Annotated in this window: 18 protein-coding genes, 1 tRNA gene and 1 pseudogene; 2 read left to right on the forward strand and 18 right to left on the reverse strand. The window is 74.0% G+C overall.

Translation table 11 applies throughout. The annotated features are described in order from the left end of the window. Positions 1-201 precede the first annotated feature (201 nt). Positions 202-807: a TetR/AcrR family transcriptional regulator gene (locus AD017_RS00875; protein WP_060572307.1), complete on the reverse strand. Its 606-nt coding sequence runs from the start codon at positions 805-807 to the stop codon at positions 202-204. 56 nt (positions 808-863) lie between these two features. On the opposite strand from AD017_RS00875, the gene AD017_RS00880 reads away from it, so the two are divergent. Both AD017_RS00880 and AD017_RS00885 read left to right on the forward strand, forming a co-directional pair. Beyond that, positions 864-1,904 (forward strand): hypothetical protein, encoded by a 1,041-nt coding sequence (locus AD017_RS00880; RefSeq protein ID WP_060572310.1) that lies wholly within the window; start codon positions 864-866, stop codon positions 1,902-1,904. A gap of 365 nt (positions 1,905-2,269) precedes the next feature. After that, positions 2,270-2,815: a site-specific integrase gene (locus AD017_RS00885; RefSeq protein ID WP_238592049.1), complete on the forward strand. Its 546-nt coding sequence runs from the start codon at positions 2,270-2,272 to the stop codon at positions 2,813-2,815. A gap of 9 nt (positions 2,816-2,824) precedes the next feature. Here AD017_RS00885 and AD017_RS00890 read toward each other — a convergent pair whose 3' ends face one another. The 17 genes and pseudogenes from AD017_RS00890 to AD017_RS00970 all read right to left on the reverse strand — a co-directional run bounded on the left by AD017_RS00890 (position 2,825) and on the right by AD017_RS00970 (position 18,870). Beyond that, positions 2,825-3,235, reverse strand: a complete 411-nt coding sequence (locus AD017_RS00890; RefSeq protein WP_202968962.1) for a hypothetical protein — start codon at positions 3,233-3,235, stop codon at positions 2,825-2,827. Positions 3,236-3,622: 387 nt separating this feature from the next. Then, a tRNA-Pro gene (locus tag AD017_RS00895) sits at positions 3,623-3,696 on the reverse strand. A gap of 27 nt (positions 3,697-3,723) precedes the next feature. Further along, positions 3,724-4,497: a LuxR C-terminal-related transcriptional regulator gene (locus tag AD017_RS00900; protein ID WP_227012626.1), complete on the reverse strand. Its 774-nt coding sequence runs from the start codon at positions 4,495-4,497 to the stop codon at positions 3,724-3,726. Beyond that, a complete protein-coding gene (locus AD017_RS00905) occupies positions 4,494-5,225 on the reverse strand; it encodes a DUF5995 family protein (RefSeq protein WP_060572317.1) in 732 nt (243 codons plus the stop codon). Before AD017_RS00905 ends, AD017_RS00900 begins: the two co-directional genes overlap by 4 nt. A 95-nt stretch (positions 5,226-5,320) precedes the next feature. Continuing rightward, positions 5,321-8,344, reverse strand: a complete 3,024-nt coding sequence (locus tag AD017_RS00910; RefSeq protein WP_060572319.1) for an AAA family ATPase — start codon at positions 8,342-8,344, stop codon at positions 5,321-5,323. A 51-nt stretch (positions 8,345-8,395) separates the two neighbouring features. Beyond that, the gene (locus tag AD017_RS00915) at positions 8,396-8,638 is read right to left on the reverse strand and encodes a hypothetical protein (RefSeq protein WP_010231558.1); all 243 of its coding nucleotides are present in this window, start codon (positions 8,636-8,638) and stop codon (positions 8,396-8,398) included. A gap of 13 nt (positions 8,639-8,651) precedes the next feature. Then, on the reverse strand, positions 8,652-9,641 hold the full coding sequence (locus tag AD017_RS00920) for a zinc-binding dehydrogenase (RefSeq protein WP_227012627.1): 990 nt from the start codon (positions 9,639-9,641) through the stop codon (positions 8,652-8,654). Next, positions 9,641-11,050, reverse strand: coding sequence for a ribosome biogenesis GTPase Der (der, locus tag AD017_RS00925; protein ID WP_060576166.1), 1,410 nt, complete (start codon positions 11,048-11,050; stop codon positions 9,641-9,643). Before der ends, AD017_RS00920 begins: the two co-directional genes overlap by 1 nt. Positions 11,051-11,139: 89 nt before the next feature. Continuing rightward, a complete protein-coding gene (locus tag AD017_RS00930; RefSeq protein WP_060572322.1) occupies positions 11,140-11,829 on the reverse strand; it encodes a 1-acyl-sn-glycerol-3-phosphate acyltransferase in 690 nt (229 codons plus the stop codon). Further along, entirely contained in the window at positions 11,826-12,500 is a 675-nt protein-coding gene (gene cmk / locus AD017_RS00935) for a (d)CMP kinase (RefSeq protein ID WP_033200533.1), read from the reverse strand. Before cmk ends, AD017_RS00930 begins: the two co-directional genes overlap by 4 nt. Positions 12,501-12,603: 103 nt before the next feature. Further along, positions 12,604-12,966 (reverse strand): chorismate mutase, encoded by a 363-nt coding sequence (gene aroH, locus AD017_RS00940; RefSeq protein WP_010241432.1) that lies wholly within the window; start codon positions 12,964-12,966, stop codon positions 12,604-12,606. After that, positions 12,966-13,727, reverse strand: coding sequence for a pseudouridine synthase (locus tag AD017_RS00945; protein ID WP_010241431.1), 762 nt, complete (start codon positions 13,725-13,727; stop codon positions 12,966-12,968). The genes aroH and AD017_RS00945 overlap by 1 nt, the downstream gene beginning before the upstream one ends. 4 nt (positions 13,728-13,731) lie before the next feature. Further along, entirely contained in the window at positions 13,732-14,523 is a 792-nt protein-coding gene (gene scpB, locus AD017_RS00950; protein WP_060576167.1) for an SMC-Scp complex subunit ScpB, read from the reverse strand. A 739-nt stretch (positions 14,524-15,262) separates the two neighbouring features. Continuing rightward, positions 15,263-16,132, reverse strand: a pseudogene (locus AD017_RS35940) (ScpA family protein); the annotation flags it as partial. Between the two features lie 2 nt (positions 16,133-16,134). Further along, on the reverse strand, positions 16,135-17,019 hold the full coding sequence (locus AD017_RS00960) for a ParA family protein (RefSeq protein ID WP_010241425.1): 885 nt from the start codon (positions 17,017-17,019) through the stop codon (positions 16,135-16,137). A 190-nt stretch (positions 17,020-17,209) separates the two neighbouring features. Next, entirely contained in the window at positions 17,210-17,893 is a 684-nt protein-coding gene (locus AD017_RS00965) for a hypothetical protein (protein WP_145982617.1), read from the reverse strand. 53 nt (positions 17,894-17,946) lie between these two features. Further along, positions 17,947-18,870 (reverse strand): site-specific tyrosine recombinase XerD, encoded by a 924-nt coding sequence (locus tag AD017_RS00970; protein WP_010241420.1) that lies wholly within the window; start codon positions 18,868-18,870, stop codon positions 17,947-17,949. Positions 18,871-18,874 lie beyond the last annotated feature (4 nt).

An 18,874-nucleotide genomic window follows, 5' to 3' on the forward strand; every position in this document is an offset into this window, starting at 1 on the left:
AGTTGCACGCCAATTGCACGCTCCGAGCACTGCGGTTCCCGATCACGACTTCTTCCGTGTGAAAAAACCAGAGCGTCAGGCAGACGGGCGGGTAATGCCCATCCAGTGTGCCCGTCTCATCCCTGGGCGTCCGCAGGCAGTTGATCAAGCAGACCGTGGTCACCTCGGTGCCGCGCCCTGGATCCGGGGAGACGAGATCCCCTACGTCAGCCCGCACTTGTAAAGACACCGTCCACGGATGAGCGGTATGAAGATCTCGTCGATGATCTCTATCAGGACCTCGTCCGGTACGGCCGGAACACCGAGCAAGGCGTACTCGCCACGCAACACCGTCATAGGGAGCGCCGCCACCCTCGGATGCACGGCTTCCGGCGAAGCTTCGCCGCGCACCACCGCCTGGTCCACGATCGCCACCCAGGCGGCGTCCAGCGCGCCCCCTCCGGCCTGCTCGCGCAGCAGCTCCAGCAGCGCGGGCTCGTCGGCGGCCGCGGCCAGGAGATCACGCAGGATCTCCCCGCGAGGCGAGGACCAGGTCGAGTTGACCTGCCGCAGCAGCTCCAGGGCATCACTGCGGAGATTTCCCGTGTCCGCGGCCGGAGTGTGAGCGTCTGCCACGTATGTGTAGGCGGCGACGCCGAGCGCAGCGCGCCCGGGCCAGCGCCGGTAGATCGCGTTCTTGTTCGTGCCGGCGCGCAGCGCGACCTTGTCCATCGTCATACCGGCGTAGCCGGAAGCAACGAGTTCATCGGCGGCCGCACGCAGGATCGCCTGCTCCAGTTCCGCACCGCGCCGCCGCCCCCCTGTCACGGTACGGAGCGTACCTCCACCTGCTACGGTACTGCTCGTACCTTATGGAGGTTGCGATGCGAGCATGGGGCGTCACCTACGACACCGGCTTCACCAGCTGCGGAAGCACGACACACGAACCGTACGACCCCGCGGTCGTCGCCGAGGACATGCGGATCATCCGTGAAGAGCTTCTCGCCGACGCCGTACGGATCACCGGCGGAGTCGCCGACCGCCTGGAGACCGCCGCGCGGCACGCGGCAGCCGTCGGCCTGGAGGTCTGGTACTGCCCGTTCACCCATGACCTGACCACCGACGAGCTGTTGGCATTCCTACTGGACGCAGCCGAGCGCGCGGAGCGCATCCGACAGGAAGGTGCGGACATCCGGTTCCTCACCGGCTCGGAGATCAGCATCATGACGATCGGCCTGATGCCCGGGCAGACGCTGGCCGAACGATCCGCGGTACTCGCAGACCCGGCGCGTGTTCGCGAAATCCTCCCGGGAGTGCAGCGCAGGACCAACGCACTACTGGCCCGAGCAGTCGAGGGGGCACGCGAGCGATTCGGAGGCCTCATCGGCTACGCGTCACTCCCCCTGGAGGGAGTGGACTGGACGCCATTCGACTTCATCGCGACCGACGCGGGTTACCGCGATGCCGGCAACACCGACACCCTACCCGCGAACCTCGCCGCCATGACCTCGCACGGAAAACCGTTCGCAGTGACCGAGTTCGGTTGCGCAGCCTTCACCGGAGCCGCCGATCGGGGCAGCCGGGGCGACATCATCGGCTACGACGACCGGACAGGGCACGCAACGCACCTCACCGAGACCGTCGAGCGCAACGAATCCGAACAAGCCGCCTACCTCCTGGATCTCCTCCACCTCTACGACTCGGGAGGCGTTGACACGGCGTTCGTGTACACCTTCGCCTCCAGACACCTGCCGACCTCCGACCAGCCAGAGCAAGACTTCGACCTGGGAAGCTTCGGGATCGTCAAGCCCCTTACCGACGGACGCACCGGCAACGCCTACCCAGGGATGCCATGGGAGCCAAAGGCAGCCTTCTCGGCACTGGCCGAGTACGGCCGGACGCGGACCGTCCGACCCGAGACCTGAAGCTTCGACGAGACGCTGCGCACCAACCGTTCCCCCATCGAGGACCCTGCGGAGGTCGACTGCACTGCACGCCTACCGGCACTGACAACTCACCCAAGCGGCAGCGCGCAGCGAGATGCCACCGGGCAACTCGAAATCCGCGGAGACAAGATCCACTACTTCCGGCGACTCTCGACGTTCGCCGTCGCCCCTCGTGCACTGCGCGGACTCACCGACGCGCCCTCCACCGGTAACGGTCCGCCGTCGGCTTCTGCCGTTGAATTCCGGGGGTAGCCCGGGGGCGAGCCCGCTCCCCCGCGCCTTCTGAGTGCCATCAGGCGACCGCGCTTTCTCAGGCCGCCGAGTCCAGTCCGCTGCGGGCGTATATCGTCCTCTCTCTTCTCACCGGGGCTCGGACCGAGGAAGTGCGCGCACTGCGCTGGGGCGACGTGGATCTCGACGGGACTCCGAACGCAACTCCGCCGCTCCCGCCGTCGATCTCCGTCGTCAGATCGGTGCGGATCGGTGGAGACACCAAGACGCGGAAGTCCCGCCGTCGTCTTGGGATGCCACAGCGTTGCGTCACCGTGCTCCGTGACCACGCGAAACGGCCCGGGGCTGAAAGTGCACTGGACTCGCTCGTCTTCGCCACCCGCACTGTATCGGAGATGGACGCGCACAACGTCCGCCGCTCGTTCCGCAAGATCGCAGCCGCCGCCGGCCTGCACGCGGCCGAGTGGACACCTCGGGAGATGCGGCACAGCTTCGTCTCGCTGCTCTCGGACTCCGGGATGCCTCTGGAGGACATCTCCCGGCTGGTCGGGCACAGCGGGACGGGCATCACCGAGGCCGTGTACCGACAGCAGCTCCGACCCGTTCTCGAACACGGCGCGACAGCAATGGACGACATCTTCCCGGTCGTGGACCGCTAGTTCATCGGATCACCCAGTGGTGAGTCCGGGAAGTAGGTCGACGAGGGCATCGAGCAGCGCGGGATCCGACCGGTCCTGGCGAGGCTCGATGCCCGTCGGCACGCCCGACCCCGGCAGCCCCCACCACACACGCCTCGGCTCCAGTCCGTCCACAGCTCGGTACCACTCCTGCAACGGCTCACGTAGCCGCGCGTGCAGCTCGAAGCTGCGCCGCGATCTCGTCCGGTCGCCGGCCTTCCGCGCCCGCAACGTCGCCAGATCGGGGACGTGCACCAGCACGAGATCGGCGAACCCCAGCTGACCGGCCTCGAACGCCCGGTGCACTGCGCGCAGTTCACGCTCCCACCGCCCGATCGAACCCGCTCCGATCCGCGCCAGACACCAGCTGTAATGCAGCTTCAGCGGGTCGCTGTCGCACACCGCGACACCACCCGCCGACTCGATCACCCTCGCCGCAACCCATCGACCCGTGTTCACCCCGACCCAGAAGGCCGCCTGGGCCTCCAAGTCCTTACCGTCGGGCTCGCACCCTGTCGGGGCGTACTCCGGCACCACCGCATCCCCTCCGAACCGCGCACACCACGTCGTCTTCCCCGCGGCGCTGGGGCCCTCGACAGCGACGATCATGGCGCATCGGCCTCCCGCCCATAGACACTCAGTTAGTCACTCAGCGGTTCGCGGGACTGGCCGAAACTTCGGGTGCGACAGCCGTGGGGACCGTCCAGGGACCACTGCACGATCACGAATCCACAGGTCAAACGAGTAAAGGCCGGTACCCGATGCTCTCGGATACCGGCCTCCGGCCTGTCGGGACGACAGGATTTGAACCTGCGACCCCTTGACCCCCAGTCAAGTGCGCTACCAAGCTGCGCCACGTCCCGGCCGCCCCTCGCGAAGCGAGAGCAACACTACCTCACCCCCGGCGCCGGGACTCCGGGGGTGTCGTCCCCCGGGTCCAGGCTGCGCACCAGCGCCACGGCCTCCAGCTGCGACCCCACCTCGAGCTTCCCGAGCACCGCCCTGACCTGCGTCCGGACGGTCGGCAGCGACACCACGAAGTGGTTCGCGATGGCCTGCGCGCGCATCCCGCCGGCGAGGAGGTCGAGCACCTCCCGCTCGCGCCGGGTCAGCGCCGCGAGCCGGCCCCGGACCGACTGCTGGCGGGCGTCCCACTCCAGGTACCGGCGGACGAGCTCCTCGCGCTGGGTCGGCTTCAGCAACGACCGGCCCGCGCGGGCCTCGCGGATGTTCACGAGGAGCGTGGGCATCGCCGCCGACTTCGGCACCCAGGTGAATCCCCCGTGGTGCAGGGCCGCGCCGATCCGCAGCGGGTTGGAGCTCCCCGAGAGCACCAGGATCCGCCAGCCCGCGCGGCGCAGCTCGGGGATCAGCGGGATCGTGTCGACCCGGCGGCCCCGTTCGTCGCGGCCCAGGTCGAGGTCGAGGTCGAGGACGAGCAGGCCGGGGACGACGCCGTCGACGGCCCGCCGCACGTCGATCTCGGAGTGCGCGGGGACGAAGTGCGCGTCCTCGCCGTCCCGGCGCAGTGCCGTCGCCAGCGAGGTGCCGACGAGCTGGTGGTCGTCGAGCACCAGCACGGCGCCGCTGGCGAGCGCGCCGCCACCGCCGTCGGGCGGTCGTGACCACGACACCCGCCCGTCCCCCACACGGGCGGGTGTCATGTCAGGGCTCCCGGTGTCAGGAGTCCCCGTCCGAGGAGCGCGGTGCGCCGGTCCAGGGCGTCCAGCTCGCGCTCGTAGGCGGTCGGGCGTGACCGCCGGTCCCACAGTTCGAGGGCCTGTCGCCACGCGATCTCCCGGGGCAGCACGATCGCGATGCAGCAGCTCGCGCCGTCCCGGGTGAGCGCGGCCAGGTGCTGGGTGACGACGTCGTGCACGGCCCGGCAGTCGGCCCGCTCGGCCGCTCCGGGCGCGCCGCGGCCCAGCACCGTGCAGGTGCGGACGACCGCGGCCGGCAGGTCGAGGTTCACCAGCGCGTTCGCCCCGACGACGGCGAGCTGCACCGGGGAGATCCGCCGCTGCGACCGCCGGTCGACCAGCACCGCCCAGGAGCGCGGCGGGACGCCGCCGGCGACCGAGGCCCGCAGCGCCTGCAGGTAGCGGCGGGCGAGCTCGACGTCCAGCCGGGCCAGGAAGTCCTTGCCGGGGACGTGGTCGTCGTCGAGCTGGGCCCTGATGTCCCGGGTGATCCGCAGGTGGAGCCGGTTGAAGGCGGCGACGCCGTCGCGGCGGCCGTGGTCCTCGACGAGCATCTCCTGCAGCCGCTCGAGGTGCCGGACGACGCCGTCGACGTCGTCCGGGACGGTCGCGAGCAGCCGGCCGATCCGCGGGGCGAGGTGTGGTGGGCCGGCCCCCGGCACGCCCGGCGGGCGCTCCGTCATGGTGGTCATCCGGGCCTCCCGGCGGGATCGGCGAGGAGACCAGCATCGACCGGTGGTCGCCCGCCGCCATCGGGCGTATGCCCTAGACCGCGTCCGGGAGCGCCCTAATCCGGCACGCCCCCGTGCTCGACGACGCCCGCCTCCGGGAGGTGCCGCCGCAGCACGCCGGCGGCCTGGGTCCGGTTCGTCACGCCGAGCTTGGCGAAGATCCGTGCCAGGTGCGCACCGACCGTCTTGGGCGCGATGAACAGCCGGGCGGCGATCTCCTTGTTCGTCGCACCCGCGGCGAGGACCTGGAGGACCTCCAGCTCACGCCCGGTGAGCGTGCCCAAGGGGTGGTCCACCGGCGACGACGGCCCGGGCACGGCGACCGGGCCGCCGTTGCCCGCGGACGGGTCCGGCAGGTCCGGGACCGCGATCCGGGCCCGCCGCGCGACGGTGGCGATCTCGGCCAGCAGGGGTTCGGCGCGCAGCGCCCGCGCCCCCGCCGCGGCCCGGGCCAGCTCGGCGGCACCGGTGGCCCGCCGGCCGGTGAGGAGGGCCTCGGCGCTGCGCAGCCGTGCGTACGCCGTCGGGTAGGGCTGGCCCAGCCGTTCCAGGAGGTCGGCCACCCGGCCCCAGGTGCCGGGGTCGGCGCCGGCGGTGGTCCGGGCGTCCTCCGCGGTGCACATCGCCTCGTAGGTGGCGAGGACGCCGCGCAGCGCCGGGTCGGAGCGTTCGCCGCGGGCGGTGAGCTCGCGGCGGTGGCGGCGCAGCCGTCGTACCGCACCGGCGTCGACGGGGTGCCCGGCGAGGAACGCCTCGGCCTGTGCCCGGGCGCCGTGCCAGAGCAGCGGCGCGACCGCGAAGACGTCGTCGATGCCGGAGTCGACGACGTCGAGACCGGTCCCGACGTGGTCGAACGCCGTCCCGGGGCGGCCGCGCCACATCTCGAGGCCGGCGCGCAGGATCAGCAGCGGGAGGCGCAGCTTCGGCAGGCCGGTCGATCCGGCGACGAGCTCGACGGCCGCGAGGTCGGTGTCGGAGCCGTCGAGGTCCCCGCGGCCCATCCGCAGCCGGGCACGGGCGAGCCGGAGCTCGATCATCTCCGAGCCGGCCGGTGCGGCCGCCCAGGCCGTCGCGACCTCGTGCTCGGCCTCGTCCCACGCCCCCTTGCGGAACAGCCCGTTCGCGGCCTCCGCGCGCAGCGACACCGCCGCCGTGCGGCCGAGGCCGAGCGCGGTCATGCGGTCGGCACCGGCCCGGGCCTCGGCGACGCCGTCGTCGAGGGCGTTGAGCGGGCCGGACAGGAGTGCCGCGCGCCGCAGCAGGCACTCCCCCAGCGTCGCCGGGTCGCCGGTCGCCTCGGCGATGCCGACGGCCTCCGACAGCGCCTCCATCCCGGCCGTGCCGTCGCGGGAGTGCGCCGCGCCGAACCCGAGCACCCCCAGCACCGACGCCAGCGCCCGCGGCTCGCCGACCCGCCGCGCCGGTACGAGCGCGCGGTGGGCCATCTCCCGGGCGGCGACGTAGTCGGCGCGCGCGAGCAGCGCCGACGCGTACCCGGCGAGGACCTCGGCGCGGGCGCCGTCGGCCGGGTCGACGGGCAGCGCGTCCGCGCGGGCACCGGGCGCGGTGGCCGGGTCCCCGGGCACCGCGTCGGGGCCGGGAGGTTCGGGGAGCGCGGCCGCTGCCCGCCGGTAGGCCTCCTCCGCCTCCCCCGCCTGCCCCGCCGACATCAGGTAGCGGCCCAGCCGGGCGCGCAGCACGGCCTCGTCGAGCCCGGACGGGCCGTCCGGGTCGGCGAGGCGTTCGGCCAGCAGCGCGACCGCGGAGTCGTGGTCGCCCGCGAGGTCCGCCGCCGCGGCCGCCCGTTCCAGGTATCCACCGCGGGCGCCGTCCGCCCCGGGGACGGGCAGCGTCGCGGCCCGCAGCCAGTGCCGGTGCGCCTCGGCGTACCCGCGCAGCCGTTCGGCCTCCTCCGCCGCCGCCAGCGTCGCCTCCAGCGCCTCGGCGGGGCGCCCGGCCCGCTGCCAGTGGTGCGCCAGCCGGGCCGCGGTGCCGGGCCGTGCCACGGACCCGGCGACGGCCCGCGCGTACCGCCCGTGCAGCTCCACCCGCTCGGCGGGCAGCAGGTCGCCGGCGACCACCTCGGCCATCAGTCCGTGCCGCAACGCGTAGCCGTCGGCGGCGGTGACCACGACGAACCCGCCGTCGACGGCCTCCCGTACGGCCGTCGCCAACTCGGCACCCGGTGCGTCCAGCACCGTGGCCAGCAGGGCGTGCTCGACGTCGCCGACGCCCGCGGCGACCGCGCGCACGACGTCCTGTGCCTGCGGCGACAGTCCCGCGACCCCGGCCCGGACCAGCTCGCGCACGGTCTGCGGCACGCCGGTCGGGTCCCCGTCCTGCACCGCGCGGACGGTCTCCTCCGCGAGGAACACGTTGCCCGCCGAGTGCGCCCACACCAGGGGTTCGAGATCGGGCCGGTCCGGCATCCACCGCCCGACCAGCTCGGCCAGCTCGGCTCGCGGGAGCGGCCCGACCTGGGAGAAGGAGACCGTGCGGTGCCGGCGCAGCTCGGTCACCAGCGGCAGCAGTACGGCGGGCGTCCCGCCGGTGGGGTCGTCGCGGTAGGTGCCGACGACGAGCACCGGCTCGGTCGCGAGGCCGGCCAGCAGGTAGGCGAGCAGGTCGCGGGTCGACCGGTCGGCCCAGTGCAGGTCGTCGACGACGAGCACCACGGGCCCCGGGCGGGCCGCCCGTCCGACGAGCGCCGAGAGCTGCGCGAGCATCCCGACCCGGTCCCCGACGGCGCGGCCGGTGTCGTCGAGCCGGTCGAGCGCCTCGGTGAACACCCCGGCGAGCGGCCCCGGCACCGAACGGGCGTGCGCCCGCAGGGCCGACACGACCGGCCAGAACGACGGCGCGTCGGCGATGTCCAGCGCCCGGCCGGTGAGCACGACCGCGCCCTCGGCCGCCGCCGCCCGCCCGAACTCGGTGACCAGGCGGGTCTTGCCGACGCCCGCGTCACCGCCGAGCAGCACGGCCGACGCGCCGCGCTCCGCGGTCCCGGCCAGCGCGGCGCGCAGGAGCTCCAGCTCGGCGCCGCGGCCGTGGAAGGTCCGCTCGGCCGGAGTGTCGCTCACGGTGCACAGATTAGTGAGAGGGCATGTACCGATCCAGCCCGTCGGTCCGATTCATGCCGTGTCGGCCACGACCCACCGGGCGACGAGGATGCTGAGCCAGGCCAGCACGCGGGCGTCCGGCTCGCAGCCGCGCCCGTCCCACGGGTGCATCATGTCGGCGTACCAGGACGCCTCGGTGCGCGCGTCGTCGACCAGCTCGTCACCGCCACGGTGGGCCAGCGCGATCTCGCACGCCGCGCGTACGCGCCAGATCCACCATCGCTCGACCACCGTCACGGGAGCGGTCTCGGCCACGGCCCCCGATCGGTTACAGCGGTGCCGCGGCGGCGTCGGAGAGGTCGAGGACGACCTTCCCCGTCACCTCTCCCGACCGGAGCAGGTCGGCCGCCGTGGCGGCCTCGGCGAGCGGGACCACCCGGTCGACGGTGGCGCGTACCCGGCCGTCGGCGACGAGGTCCAGCACCGGTGTGAGCGCGCCGGCGACGGCGGCGCGCTCGTCGGCGCCACGCACGCTGAACGTCGTGCCGATCAGCCGCAGCCGACGGAACGACAGCGTGTTCAGGTCCAGCGTCGCGGCCGGCCCGGCGAGGCGTCCGATCTGGACGGCGGTGCCGCCGATCCGGATGCCGCCCAGTGCCGCGGCGAGGTGGTCGCCACCGACGAGGTCGAGGACGACGTCGACGCCGGCCCCACCGGTCGCCTCGCGCAGGGCAGTGGCGAGCCCGTCGGTACCGACCAGCGGCTCGGCGCCCGCGGACCGAAGCGAGCCCGCCTTCGCCGGGGAGGTCGTCGTCGCCAGCACCGGGGCGGCACCGAGTGCCGCGGCCAGCCGGATCGCGACCTGGCCGACGCCCGTCGTCCCGCCGAGCACCAGCACCGCCCCACCGTCGAACCCGGCCTGGGTGACCAGCGCGTCGTGCACGGTCTCCAGCGCGACCGGGAGTGCGGCGGCGTCGGTCCAGGCCAGCCCGGCGGGGACCGGCAGCGCCCGCCGCGCGTCGACGACGGCGTAGTCGGCGAACGCGGCCGGCGCCGTCGCGAGCACCCGGTCCCCCAGTCCGCGGCCGGCGGTTCCCGGGCCCGCGCCGACGACCTCGCCGGCGAGCTCCATCCCGGCCGTGAACGTGCCGTCCGGATCGGCGTGCGGGACGGGGTAACCGCCCGCCAGCGCCAGCAGGTCGGCCCGGTTCACCCCGGCCGCCCGGACACGGACGAGCAGCTCGCCGGGGCCGGGCTCGGGCACCGGCACCTCGGCGACGTCCCACTGTGGCCCGGTCCCACCGCGGAGCGCGCGCATCACGAGCGCGGGCGCTTCTCGCGCACCCGCACCGAGACCCGGATCGGCGAGCCGCCGAAGCCGAACTCCTCACGCAGCCGCCGCTCGACGAAGCGCCGGTAGCCCGCCTCGAGGAAGCCGGAGCTGAACAGCACGAACGTCGGCGGACGGGTCTGCGCCTGCGTCGCGAACATGATCTTCGGCTGCTTGCCGCCGCGCACCGGCGGCGGGGTGGCGGCGACCAGGTCGCTGAGCCACTGGTTGAGCCGGCCGGTGGGCACGCGGGTGTCCCACGACTCCAGCGCCCGGCGCAGCGCGGGCGCGACCCGCTGGGTCGCCCGGCCGGTCAGCGCGGACACGTTGACCCGCTCCGCCCAGCGGACGCTGATCAGGTCGCGCTCCAGCTCCCGGGTCAGCTGGTGGCGGCGCTCCTCGTCGACGAGGTCCCACTTGTTGAACAGGATCACCAGCGCCCGGCCTGCCTCGGCGACCATCGTCAGGACCCGCTGGTCCTGCTCGGCGATCGGCTGCGACGCGTCGATGAGGACCAGCGCGACCTCGGCGGCCTCGATCGCCGAGCTCGTCCGCAGGCTCGCGTAGTACTCCATGCCCGACGCCATCTTGACCCGCTTGCGCAGGCCGGCGGTGTCGACGAACCGGAACACCTCGCCGTCCAGGTCGACCAGGGAGTCGACCGGGTCGACGGTGGTGCCGGCGACGTCGTGCACGACCGACCGCTCCTCGCCGGCGAGCTTGTTGAGCAGGCTGGACTTGCCGACGTTGGGCTTGCCGACCAGCGCGACCCGGCGCGGACCGGCACCGGAGGCGCCGAAGTCGTCGCGCGGGGTCTCGGGCAGCACCTCGAGGATCGCGTCGAGCAGGTCACCGGAGCCGCGGCCGTGCAGGCCCGAGACGGGGTGCGGCTGGCCGAGCCCGAGCCGCCACAGCTCGGCGGTGTCGGAGGTGAGCCGGTCGTCGTCGACCTTCGTCGCGGCCAGCATGACCGGCACCTTCGCGCGGCGCAGCACCCGCGCGGCCGCCTGGTCGGTGGCAGTCGCGCCGACCGAGGCGTCGACGACGAGCAGGACGGCGTCGGCCGTCCGCATCGCCGTCTCGGCCTGCTGGGCGACGAAACCCTGCAATCCGTCCGCGTCCGGCTCCCAGCCACCGGTGTCCATCAGCTTGAACCGGCGGCCGTTCCACAACCCGTCGTAGACGACGCGGTCGCGGGTCACCCCCGGCACGTCCTGCACGACCGCCTCGCGACGCCCCAGCATCCGGTTGACCAGCGTGGACTTGCCCACGTTCGGTCGTCCCACGACGGCCAGCGTCGGGGTCGCCAGCACCTCGTCGGGGTCGATTCCGGCCGCGACGCGGCCCTCCTCGTCGACCGCCACGAACTCGGCGGGGTCCAGGCCCAGCCGGTCCATCTCCGCGCGGTCGGCGGCGTCACCGATCTCGACGCCGGCGGGGTACTCGTCCCCTGCGCCGGTGCTCGTTCCGCGTCCGCTGCTCTCGTTCACCTGTCACTCACGTCCCCGGCCGGATCGATCCGGCCGCTCTGCTGTCCCTCTCGGGACGTCTCCAGTTCGCGGACCAACGTCCGCAGTGCCGTCGCGACGGCGGTGGTCGCCGCGGCCAGTCCGGCCCGCCCGGGCTCCGACGGTGCCGGCAGCGGCTCGCCCACCAGCACGTCCACCCGCGGGCGGAACCGGCGCCCGCCCCCGTCCGGACGGCGGGTGCCACGCACCGCCACCGGCAGCAGCGGCGCCCCCGCGGCCCGGGCGAGCCAGGCAGCGCCCTGCCGGGCGGCGGCCACGTCGCCGGTACCGCGGGTCCCCTCCGGGAACACCGCGACCAGCCCGCCGTCGCGCAGCACGCCCAGCGCCGCCGTCAGCGGCCGCCGGTCGACGGTGTCCCGGCGGACCGGGATCTGCCCGATGGCCGGCAGCAGCACCGCCAGCGGCCCGGCGAACATCTCCGCCTTCACCAGGAACACCGCGCGCCGCCCGAACATGCCGAACAGCAGCGGTCCGTCGACGAACGCGCTGTGGTTCGCGACGACCACCACCGGCCCCCCGGCCGGGATCCGCCCGCCGTGCAGGAGCCGGACCCGGTAGAACGGCACCCACAGCCACGTCCCGATCCAGCGGGCCAGGTCGTGCAGCCACCCGAGCCCGTGCTCCGGCAGCGCACGGGCGGGGCTCACCCGACCAGCCCCCGTTCCGCGACGAGCTCGCGCAGCCGCTCCAGCACCGAGTCGGCCGAGAGCCGGTCCGTGTCGAGCACCAGCGCGTCGGCCGCCGCGTAGAGCGGGGAGATCCGCCGTGACGAGTCGAGCCGGTCCCGGCGCTCGACGTCGGCGAGCGTGACGTGCAGGTCGGACTCCCGCCCGGCCCGCGCGTCCTGCCGCCCGCGCCGCGCCGCACGGACCTCCGGCGACGCCGTCAGGTAGACCTTGAGCGGCGCGTCCGGCACCACCACGGTACCGATGTCACGGCCCTCGACCACGATCCCGCCGCCGTCCCCGGTCGCCGCCCGGATCAGCGCGTGCTGCCGTGCGACCAGCTCGGCCCGGACCTCCGGGACCGCGGACACGGCCGACACGAAGCCGGTCACCTCCGGGCCGCGGATGTCGGCCGACACGTCCTCGCCGTCCAGGGTGATCGACGGAGCCGCCGGGTCGGTACCGGACTCCATGCGTGCACCGGTCGCGACCCGCGCGATCTCCTCCACGGGGGTGTCCTCGGTCAGCCCGGCCCGCAGCGCCGCCAGGGTCGCGGCGCGGTACATCGCGCCGGTGTCGAGGTAGGCCGCCGAGCAGGCCTGCGCCAGCCGCCGGGAGACGGTCGACTTGCCCGTCCCGGACGGACCGTCCATCGCGACGACGCCCCGCAAGGCCACCTGTCCCCCATGAGGTCGAGCCGATGATTCCGCAGGGCATTCTCGCCGGTCCGGTGCGGTGCACCGGGGGCGGGGTGGCCTACTGCGGAAGATCGGTGCGCAGGGCGCGGGCCCCGTGCAGGTAGACGTGCCGCATCTCGGCCCGCGACTTCGGTGTGTCCACGTGGGCGAGCAGCCGCAGCACCCGCGGCAGCGCGCCCGGCACCGACATCTCGGTGGCGCACATCAGCGGGACGTCGGTGAGCCCGAGCAGCCGCGCCGCATAGGCCGGGAACTCCGCGGACAGGTCGGGGGTGGCGGTGAACCAGATCGAGATGATGTCGTCGGAGACGAGCTCGTTGCGTTCCAGCACCGCGCTGACCAGCTCGGCGGAACGGTCGAGGATCTGGGACCGCTCGTCGGCGTCGACCTGCGTCGCGCCCCGCAGCGCACGGACCGCCACTACAGCCCCACAGCCTTGTACAGCGACCCGACCTCGACCCGGTCCAGCGGACGGAGCTTGCCGGGCTTCTGGTTGCCGAGCCGGACCTCGCCGACGGCGGTGCGCACCAGTCGCTGCACCGGGTGCCCGACCTCGGACAGCATCCGCCGCACGATGTGCTTGCGCCCCTCGTGCAGGATCAGCTGCACGGTGGAGCGGCCGGGCACGGCGTCGACGAGCTTGAAGGCGTCGACGCGGGCGATGCCGTCCTCCAGCTCGATCCCGTCCCGCAGCCGCCGGCCCAGGTCGCGGGCGATCTTCCCCTCGACCTCGGCCAGGTAGGTCTTGGGCACCTCGTACGACGGGTGCATCAGCCGGTGGCCGAGCTCGCCGTCGTTGGTGAGCAGGAGCAGGCCCTCGGTGTCGGCGTCCAGGCGGCCGACGTGGAACAGCCGCTGCGCGGAGTTCATCAGCTCGACCCGGTCGGCGAGCAGGTCACCGACGCACGGGCGGCCGAGGTCGTCGGACATCGTCGAGTGCAGTCCGACCGGCTTGTTCAGCGCCAGATAGACCTGGTCGTCGCGCAGGGTGACCCGGGCGCCGTCGACGTGCAGGACGGCGGTCTCCGGGTCGATCCGGCGGCCCATCTCGCGGACGGTCTCGCCGTCGACCTGGACGCGGCCCTGGGCGATCAGCTCCTCGGCGGCGCGCCGGGACGCGACACCCGCGCGGGCCAGCACCTTCTGCAGCCGTACGCCGTCGGGGTCGTGTGCGGTACTCATTCGTCTATCCGTCCAGGTCGTCGATCGCGTCGATGTCGGGCAGCAGCGGCGCCAGCGGGGGCAGGTCCTGCACCGAGGAGAGCCCGAGCCGTTCGAGGAACAGCTCGGTCGTCCGGAACAGTGTCCCCCCCGTCTGTTCCTCGGTTCCCGCCTCCTCCACCAGCCCGCGGGTGAGCAGCGTACGGAGCACACCGTCGCAGTTGACGCCCCGCACCGCGGCCACCCGCGCACGGGTCACCGGCTGCCGGTACGCCACGACGGCGAGGGTCTCCAGCGCCGCCCGGGTCAGCCGGGCACGCTGGCCGTCGAGCAACAGCTTCTCGACGTAGGGGGCGTAGCGGTCGCGGGTGTAGAACCGCCAGCCCTCACCCACCCGGCGCAGGTCGATGCCGCGGCGGTCCGCGGTGTACGCCAGCGACATCCGGTTGAGGGTCTGCCGGATCCGCGACGGCGTCTGGTTCAGCGTCGTGGCCAGGGAACCCTCGTCGACGGGTGAGTCGACGACGAGGAGGAGGGCCTCGAGGGCGAGCTCCAGCTCGGTGTCGTCGGCGAGGTCGTCGGGGTCGAGGTCCTCGGCGTCGGGCTCCCCGGTGCCGGGCTCCCCGGTGCCGGGCTCCCCGGTGCCGGGCTCCCCGGCCTCCTCGGCGGCGTCCTCGTCGGCGTCCTCATCGGGCCCGGCGGCCCCGGCGTCCTCGTGGCCGGCCTCGTCGCTCGGTGCACCGGACTCGCTCGGCTCCCCGGTATCGGCCCGCCCGGCCACCTCGGCCCGCTCAGCCACCTCGGCCCGCTCAGCCATCTCGGCCCGCTCCTCGTCGGCCCGCTCCTCGTCGGCCCGATCCGCCCCGTCGACCGGCTCCGCCACGCCCGGCTCGCTCTCTCCACCGCCGTCGACCTGCACGGCATGGCCCTGACGAGGGCCGGAACGTGCACCCCGATCACCGGGGACGGGATCCTCCACCGGGCCGGCGTCGAGCGTGACGTCCGGGTCCTCGGAGGAGCCCTGGCGCAACGCTCGGTCCGCCTCGGGGGTGGGAGCAACCGCGTGGGGACTGCGCGGCACCGTCCGGCCGATCAGGCGCATCAGCTCGGACGGGTCCTCCGGGTCGTCGGACCCCGGGCGGTCGTCCGGCTCAGTCACCGGTCGTCCCGGCCCTCTCGCCGTGCACGGTGCCGCCGTCCACGGCGGGCCTGCCCACGCCGCCCGAACCGGAGTCGCCGGGGCCGGAGTCGCCCGGGCCGGAGTCCCCGGAGTGGGAGTCGACGAGGTCGGAGTCGGAGTCGCCGTACTCGGGGTCGTCCACCCAGGTGTCGTCCGCGGCCGAGTCGACCGCGTCGGAGTCGTCCGCGTCGGAGTCGTCCACCCAAGGGTCGTCCGCGGCCGAGTCCGCCCCGGGACCCTCGCCGTCGGGATCGTCCGCGGCGGGGTCACCGACGTCCTCGGAACCACCCGGAGCGGAACCCTCGGCACCGGAGCCGTCGCCGCCGTCGTCGACGCGGTTCTTCTTGCGCCGCCGCCGGTTCCGCGCCCGCACGGCCTCCTCCGCGGCCGCCGCCTCGTCCTCCAGTGCGGCCGCGTAGGCGACGGGGTCGTCGGTACGGTCCGCGGTCCAGGTGACGGTCAGGTCGGCGAAGGGCTCCGGCTGCTCCAGCGCGACCGACCGCTCCCGGTACAGCTCCAGCAGCGCCATGAACCGGGCGATGACCTCGATCGTCGCCACGCAGTCCGCGGTGAGGTCGGCGAAGCTCGCGACCCGGTCGACGGCGAGCCGGTCGCGCAGCAGCTGTGCGTGCTCGGGCACCGACACGTGCACCGCGTGCAGGTGGTCGACGCCCACCTCCTCCGGCGGCCGCGGCCGGAACACGGCGGCGGCCAGCTCGGCGAACGCCTGCGCGTCCACCCCGAGGAGCACCTCGGGCAGGAGGTCGGCGTACCGGTCCTCGATCGACACCGAGCGCGGGAAGCGGCGCAGCGCACCGTTCTCCAGCTCGACGAACAGCTGCGCGGCCTGCTTGTAGGCCCGGTACTGCAGCAGCCGCGCGAACAGCAGGTCACGGGCCTCGAGCAGGGCGAGGTCGTCCTCGTCGTCGACCTCGGCGCCCGGGACGAGCCGGGCCGCCTTCAGGTCGAGCAGGGTCGCCGCGACGACCAGGAACTCGGTGGTCTCGTCGAGGTCGAAGTCGTCGCCGAGGTCCGCGAGGTGGGCGATGAAGTCGTCGGTGACCTTGTGCAGCGCCATCTCGGTGACGTCGAGCTCGTGCTTGCCGATCAGCTGCAGGAGCAGGTCGAACGGGCCCTCGAAGTTCGCCAGCCGCACGGTGAACCGGCGGCTGCGCGGGGAGGCGACGTCGCCGTCGTCGAGGTTCTCCGGAAGGGCGGCACCCTCGCCCGGCCCGTCGGCGAGCAGCGTCACCGGGCGATGACCTCGCGGGCCAGCATCCGGTACGCCGCGGCCGCGTGCGACGTCGGCGCCCACGAGGTGATCGGTTCCCCGGCGACCGTCGTCTCCGGGAACTTGATCGTCCGGTTGATGACGGCGTCGAACACCTTCTCGCCGAACGCCTCGACGACCCGGTCGTGCACCTCCTTGGTGTGCAGCGTCCGGGTGTCGAACATCGTCGGGAGGACGCCGAGCAGCTGCAGGTCCGGGTTGAGCCGGTCGGTGACCTTGTCGATCGTGTCCATCAGCAGCGCCACCCCACGCAGCGAGAAGAACTCGCAGGCCAGCGGGATGAGCACCTCGTCGGCGCAGGCCAGGGCGTTGATCGTCAGCAGGCCCAGCGACGGCTGGCAGTCGATGAGCACGATGTCGTAGTCCGGCAGGAACCGCTTGAGCGAGCGCCCGAGCGCCTGCTCCCGGCCCACCTCGGTGACGAGCTGGACCTCGGCCGCCGACAGGTCGATGTTCGACGGCAGCAGGTCCAGGTTCTCGACACCGGTGTCCTGCAGCACGTCGTCCGGGTCGGCGTCGCGCTCCATCAGCAGGTTGTAGATCGTCGACTCGAGCTGGTGCGGCTGCACACCCAGCCCGACCGACAGCGCTCCCTGCGGGTCGAAGTCGACGAGCAGCACCTTGCGGCCGTACTCGGCGAGTGCGGCGCCGAGGTTGATGGTCGACGTCGTCTTGCCGACGCCGCCCTTCTGGTTCGCGACGGCGATCACGCGGGCCGGGCCGTGGACGTCGAGCGGCGCCGGTTCGGGCGCGCGGCTGCTGGTCCCGGGCGATCCCCCGGTGGCGTCCGGCTCGCCGGACGCGTCGTCGAGCCGGCCCTGGGATTCCGGCGTCGGATTCATGCGGTCTCCGGTCTCCTCGTGGGGTGCGTACCGGGTCTCGGATCAGTGGCGGCGATCCTGGACCCGCACTGTAGGAACCGCCCCCACGTGCGGCAACGCGCCTCGCCGTACACGGCGCGAACTGGTGTCGGATCACCTTACCCGCGGGGTACGACGGGCCCGCGGAGCCCGGGGCGCGGCGTGTCGGTCGTCAGCCGCCGGGGGCGACGGTGACGCTGCCGGCCGTGCTGCGGGCGGTGATGCGGTGGTCGGCGCCGGGCTGGTCGGGCACTCCGACGTCGGTCGAGCCGGCGGTCGTCTCCGCCGACACGTCGTACACCGGACCGACGGGTACCCGGACGGTCACCGACCCGGCCGTCGACTCGGCGGTGACGTCCGGCGCGGCGGCGGCGAAGCCCAGCTCGACGCCGCCGGCGCTCGAGCTCGCGGTGACGGCGCCCGGCCCGAGACCGCTGCCCCGCACCGCGCCGGCCGACGAGCGCAGCTCCTGCTCACCGGTGATCCCGGAGACGTCGATCCCGCCCGCGGCGAGGTCGGCCCGCACGGACGCCGCCGCCGGGACGGTCACGACCAGCCCGGCCTGGCACCGCTCGCGGCCGTCGTCCGGGCAGCGGACGGTGATCCGCAGGACGTCGCCGTCGAGGCGGTGCTCGACCTGCGGGCGCGCGTCCCCGGTCCAGCGCAGGTCCTGCTCGACCGACGCCTGCTCCCCCGCGGCGAGCCGCAGCGCACCGGCGTCGGAGTCGATCTCGACCCTCGTCACCGCCCCGTCGATCCGGTCGGTGACGCTCTCCCGCTGTTCCGGTCCCGCCCCGCCGCATCCGGCCATCGCCAGCGCCGCGGCCGCCCCGACCACCCACACCCCGTATCGCATCGGTTCCGGAACGTAGCGGTCCGGGTTCGCGGCCCCGCACGCGGGCCCGGGCATCACCCCAGGGCGCGGGGGTGGGCGGTGGCGTAGACCTCGCGCAGGGTGTCGACGGTGACGTGGGTGTAGATCTGGGTGGTCGCCACCGAGGCGTGCCCGAGGAGCTCCTGGACGACGCGGACGTCGGCCCCTCCGGACAGCAGGTGCGTCGCGAAGCAGTGCCGCAGCGTGTGCGGCGAGACGGCGGCGACGACGGCCGGTCCGAGCCCCGACGCCTCGGCCGCCGCCCGGAGCGCGTGCCACGCACTCTGCCGCGACATCCGCCCGCCGCGGGCGTTGAGCAGCAACGCGGGCGAACCGGTGCCGCGCCCGGCGAGGTCCGGACGGGCGCGCACCCGGTAGGCGTCGACGGCGGCCAGCGCGGGCCGTCCCACCGGGACGATCCGCTGCTTGTCCCCCTTGCCGTGCAACAGGATCGTGCGGGCCCCGGGATCGAGGTCGTCGAGGTCGGCGCCGACGATCTCGGAGATCCGCCCGCCGGTGGAGTACAGCAGCTCCAGCAGCGCCCGGTCCCGGAGACCGGTGGGCCCGTCCGCGACGCACCCGGCGAGGAGCTGGTCCACCTGGTCGACCGTCAGCGCCGTCGGCAGCCGCGACGGCAGCGACGGCGGCGCCACCCCGGCCGCGACGTCGGCCGGCACGGTCCCCTCCAGGACCGCGAACCGGTGCAGGCCGCGCACGGCGGCGAGCGCCCGGGCCGCCGACGACGCGGCCAGTGGCCGCTCCCCCGTCCGCAGCGCCGTCACGAACCCGGCCACGTCGGTCTCACGGACCCGGCCCAGGTCGTCGATCCCGGCGTCGGCCAGGTGCGCGACGTAGCGGTCCAGGTCGAGGCGGTACGAGCGCAGGGTGTTCTGCGCACGTCCGCGTTCGACGGCGAGGTGGCCGAGGTAGTCCTCGACGACCCGCTCCGGCGCGGGCATCCCC

This window comes from Pseudonocardia sp. EC080619-01, assembly GCF_001420995.1.
Classification (GTDB): domain Bacteria; phylum Actinomycetota; class Actinomycetes; order Mycobacteriales; family Pseudonocardiaceae; genus Pseudonocardia.

Bases quoted from the DNA above. Each gene is read 5' to 3' on its own strand.
- scpB (WP_060576167.1), bottom strand. From the start codon at position 14,523: ATGGCTGAGCGGGCCGAGGTGGCTGAGCGGGCCGAGGTGGCCGGGCGG.
- AD017_RS00965 (WP_145982617.1), bottom strand. From the start codon at position 17,893: ATGCGATACGGGGTGTGGGTGGTCGGGGCGGCCGCGGCGCTGGCGATG.
- cmk (WP_033200533.1), bottom strand. From the start codon at position 12,500: ATGGACGGTCCGTCCGGGACGGGCAAGTCGACCGTCTCCCGGCGGCTG.
- AD017_RS00905 (WP_060572317.1), bottom strand. From the start codon at position 5,225: ATGACCACCATGACGGAGCGCCCGCCGGGCGTGCCGGGGGCCGGCCCA.
- AD017_RS00970 (WP_010241420.1), bottom strand. From the start codon at position 18,870: ATGCCCGCGCCGGAGCGGGTCGTCGAGGACTACCTCGGCCACCTCGCC.
- AD017_RS00880 (WP_060572310.1), top strand. From the start codon at position 864: ATGCGAGCATGGGGCGTCACCTACGACACCGGCTTCACCAGCTGCGGA.
- AD017_RS00900 (WP_227012626.1), bottom strand. From the start codon at position 4,497: ATGACACCCGCCCGTGTGGGGGACGGGCGGGTGTCGTGGTCACGACCG.
- AD017_RS00920 (WP_227012627.1), bottom strand. From the start codon at position 9,641: ATGCGCGCGCTCCGCGGTGGGACCGGGCCACAGTGGGACGTCGCCGAG.
- AD017_RS00960 (WP_010241425.1), bottom strand. From the start codon at position 17,019: ATGAATCCGACGCCGGAATCCCAGGGCCGGCTCGACGACGCGTCCGGC.
- der (WP_060576166.1), bottom strand. From the start codon at position 11,050: ATGGACCGGCTGGGCCTGGACCCCGCCGAGTTCGTGGCGGTCGACGAG.
- AD017_RS00945 (WP_010241431.1), bottom strand. From the start codon at position 13,727: ATGAGTACCGCACACGACCCCGACGGCGTACGGCTGCAGAAGGTGCTG.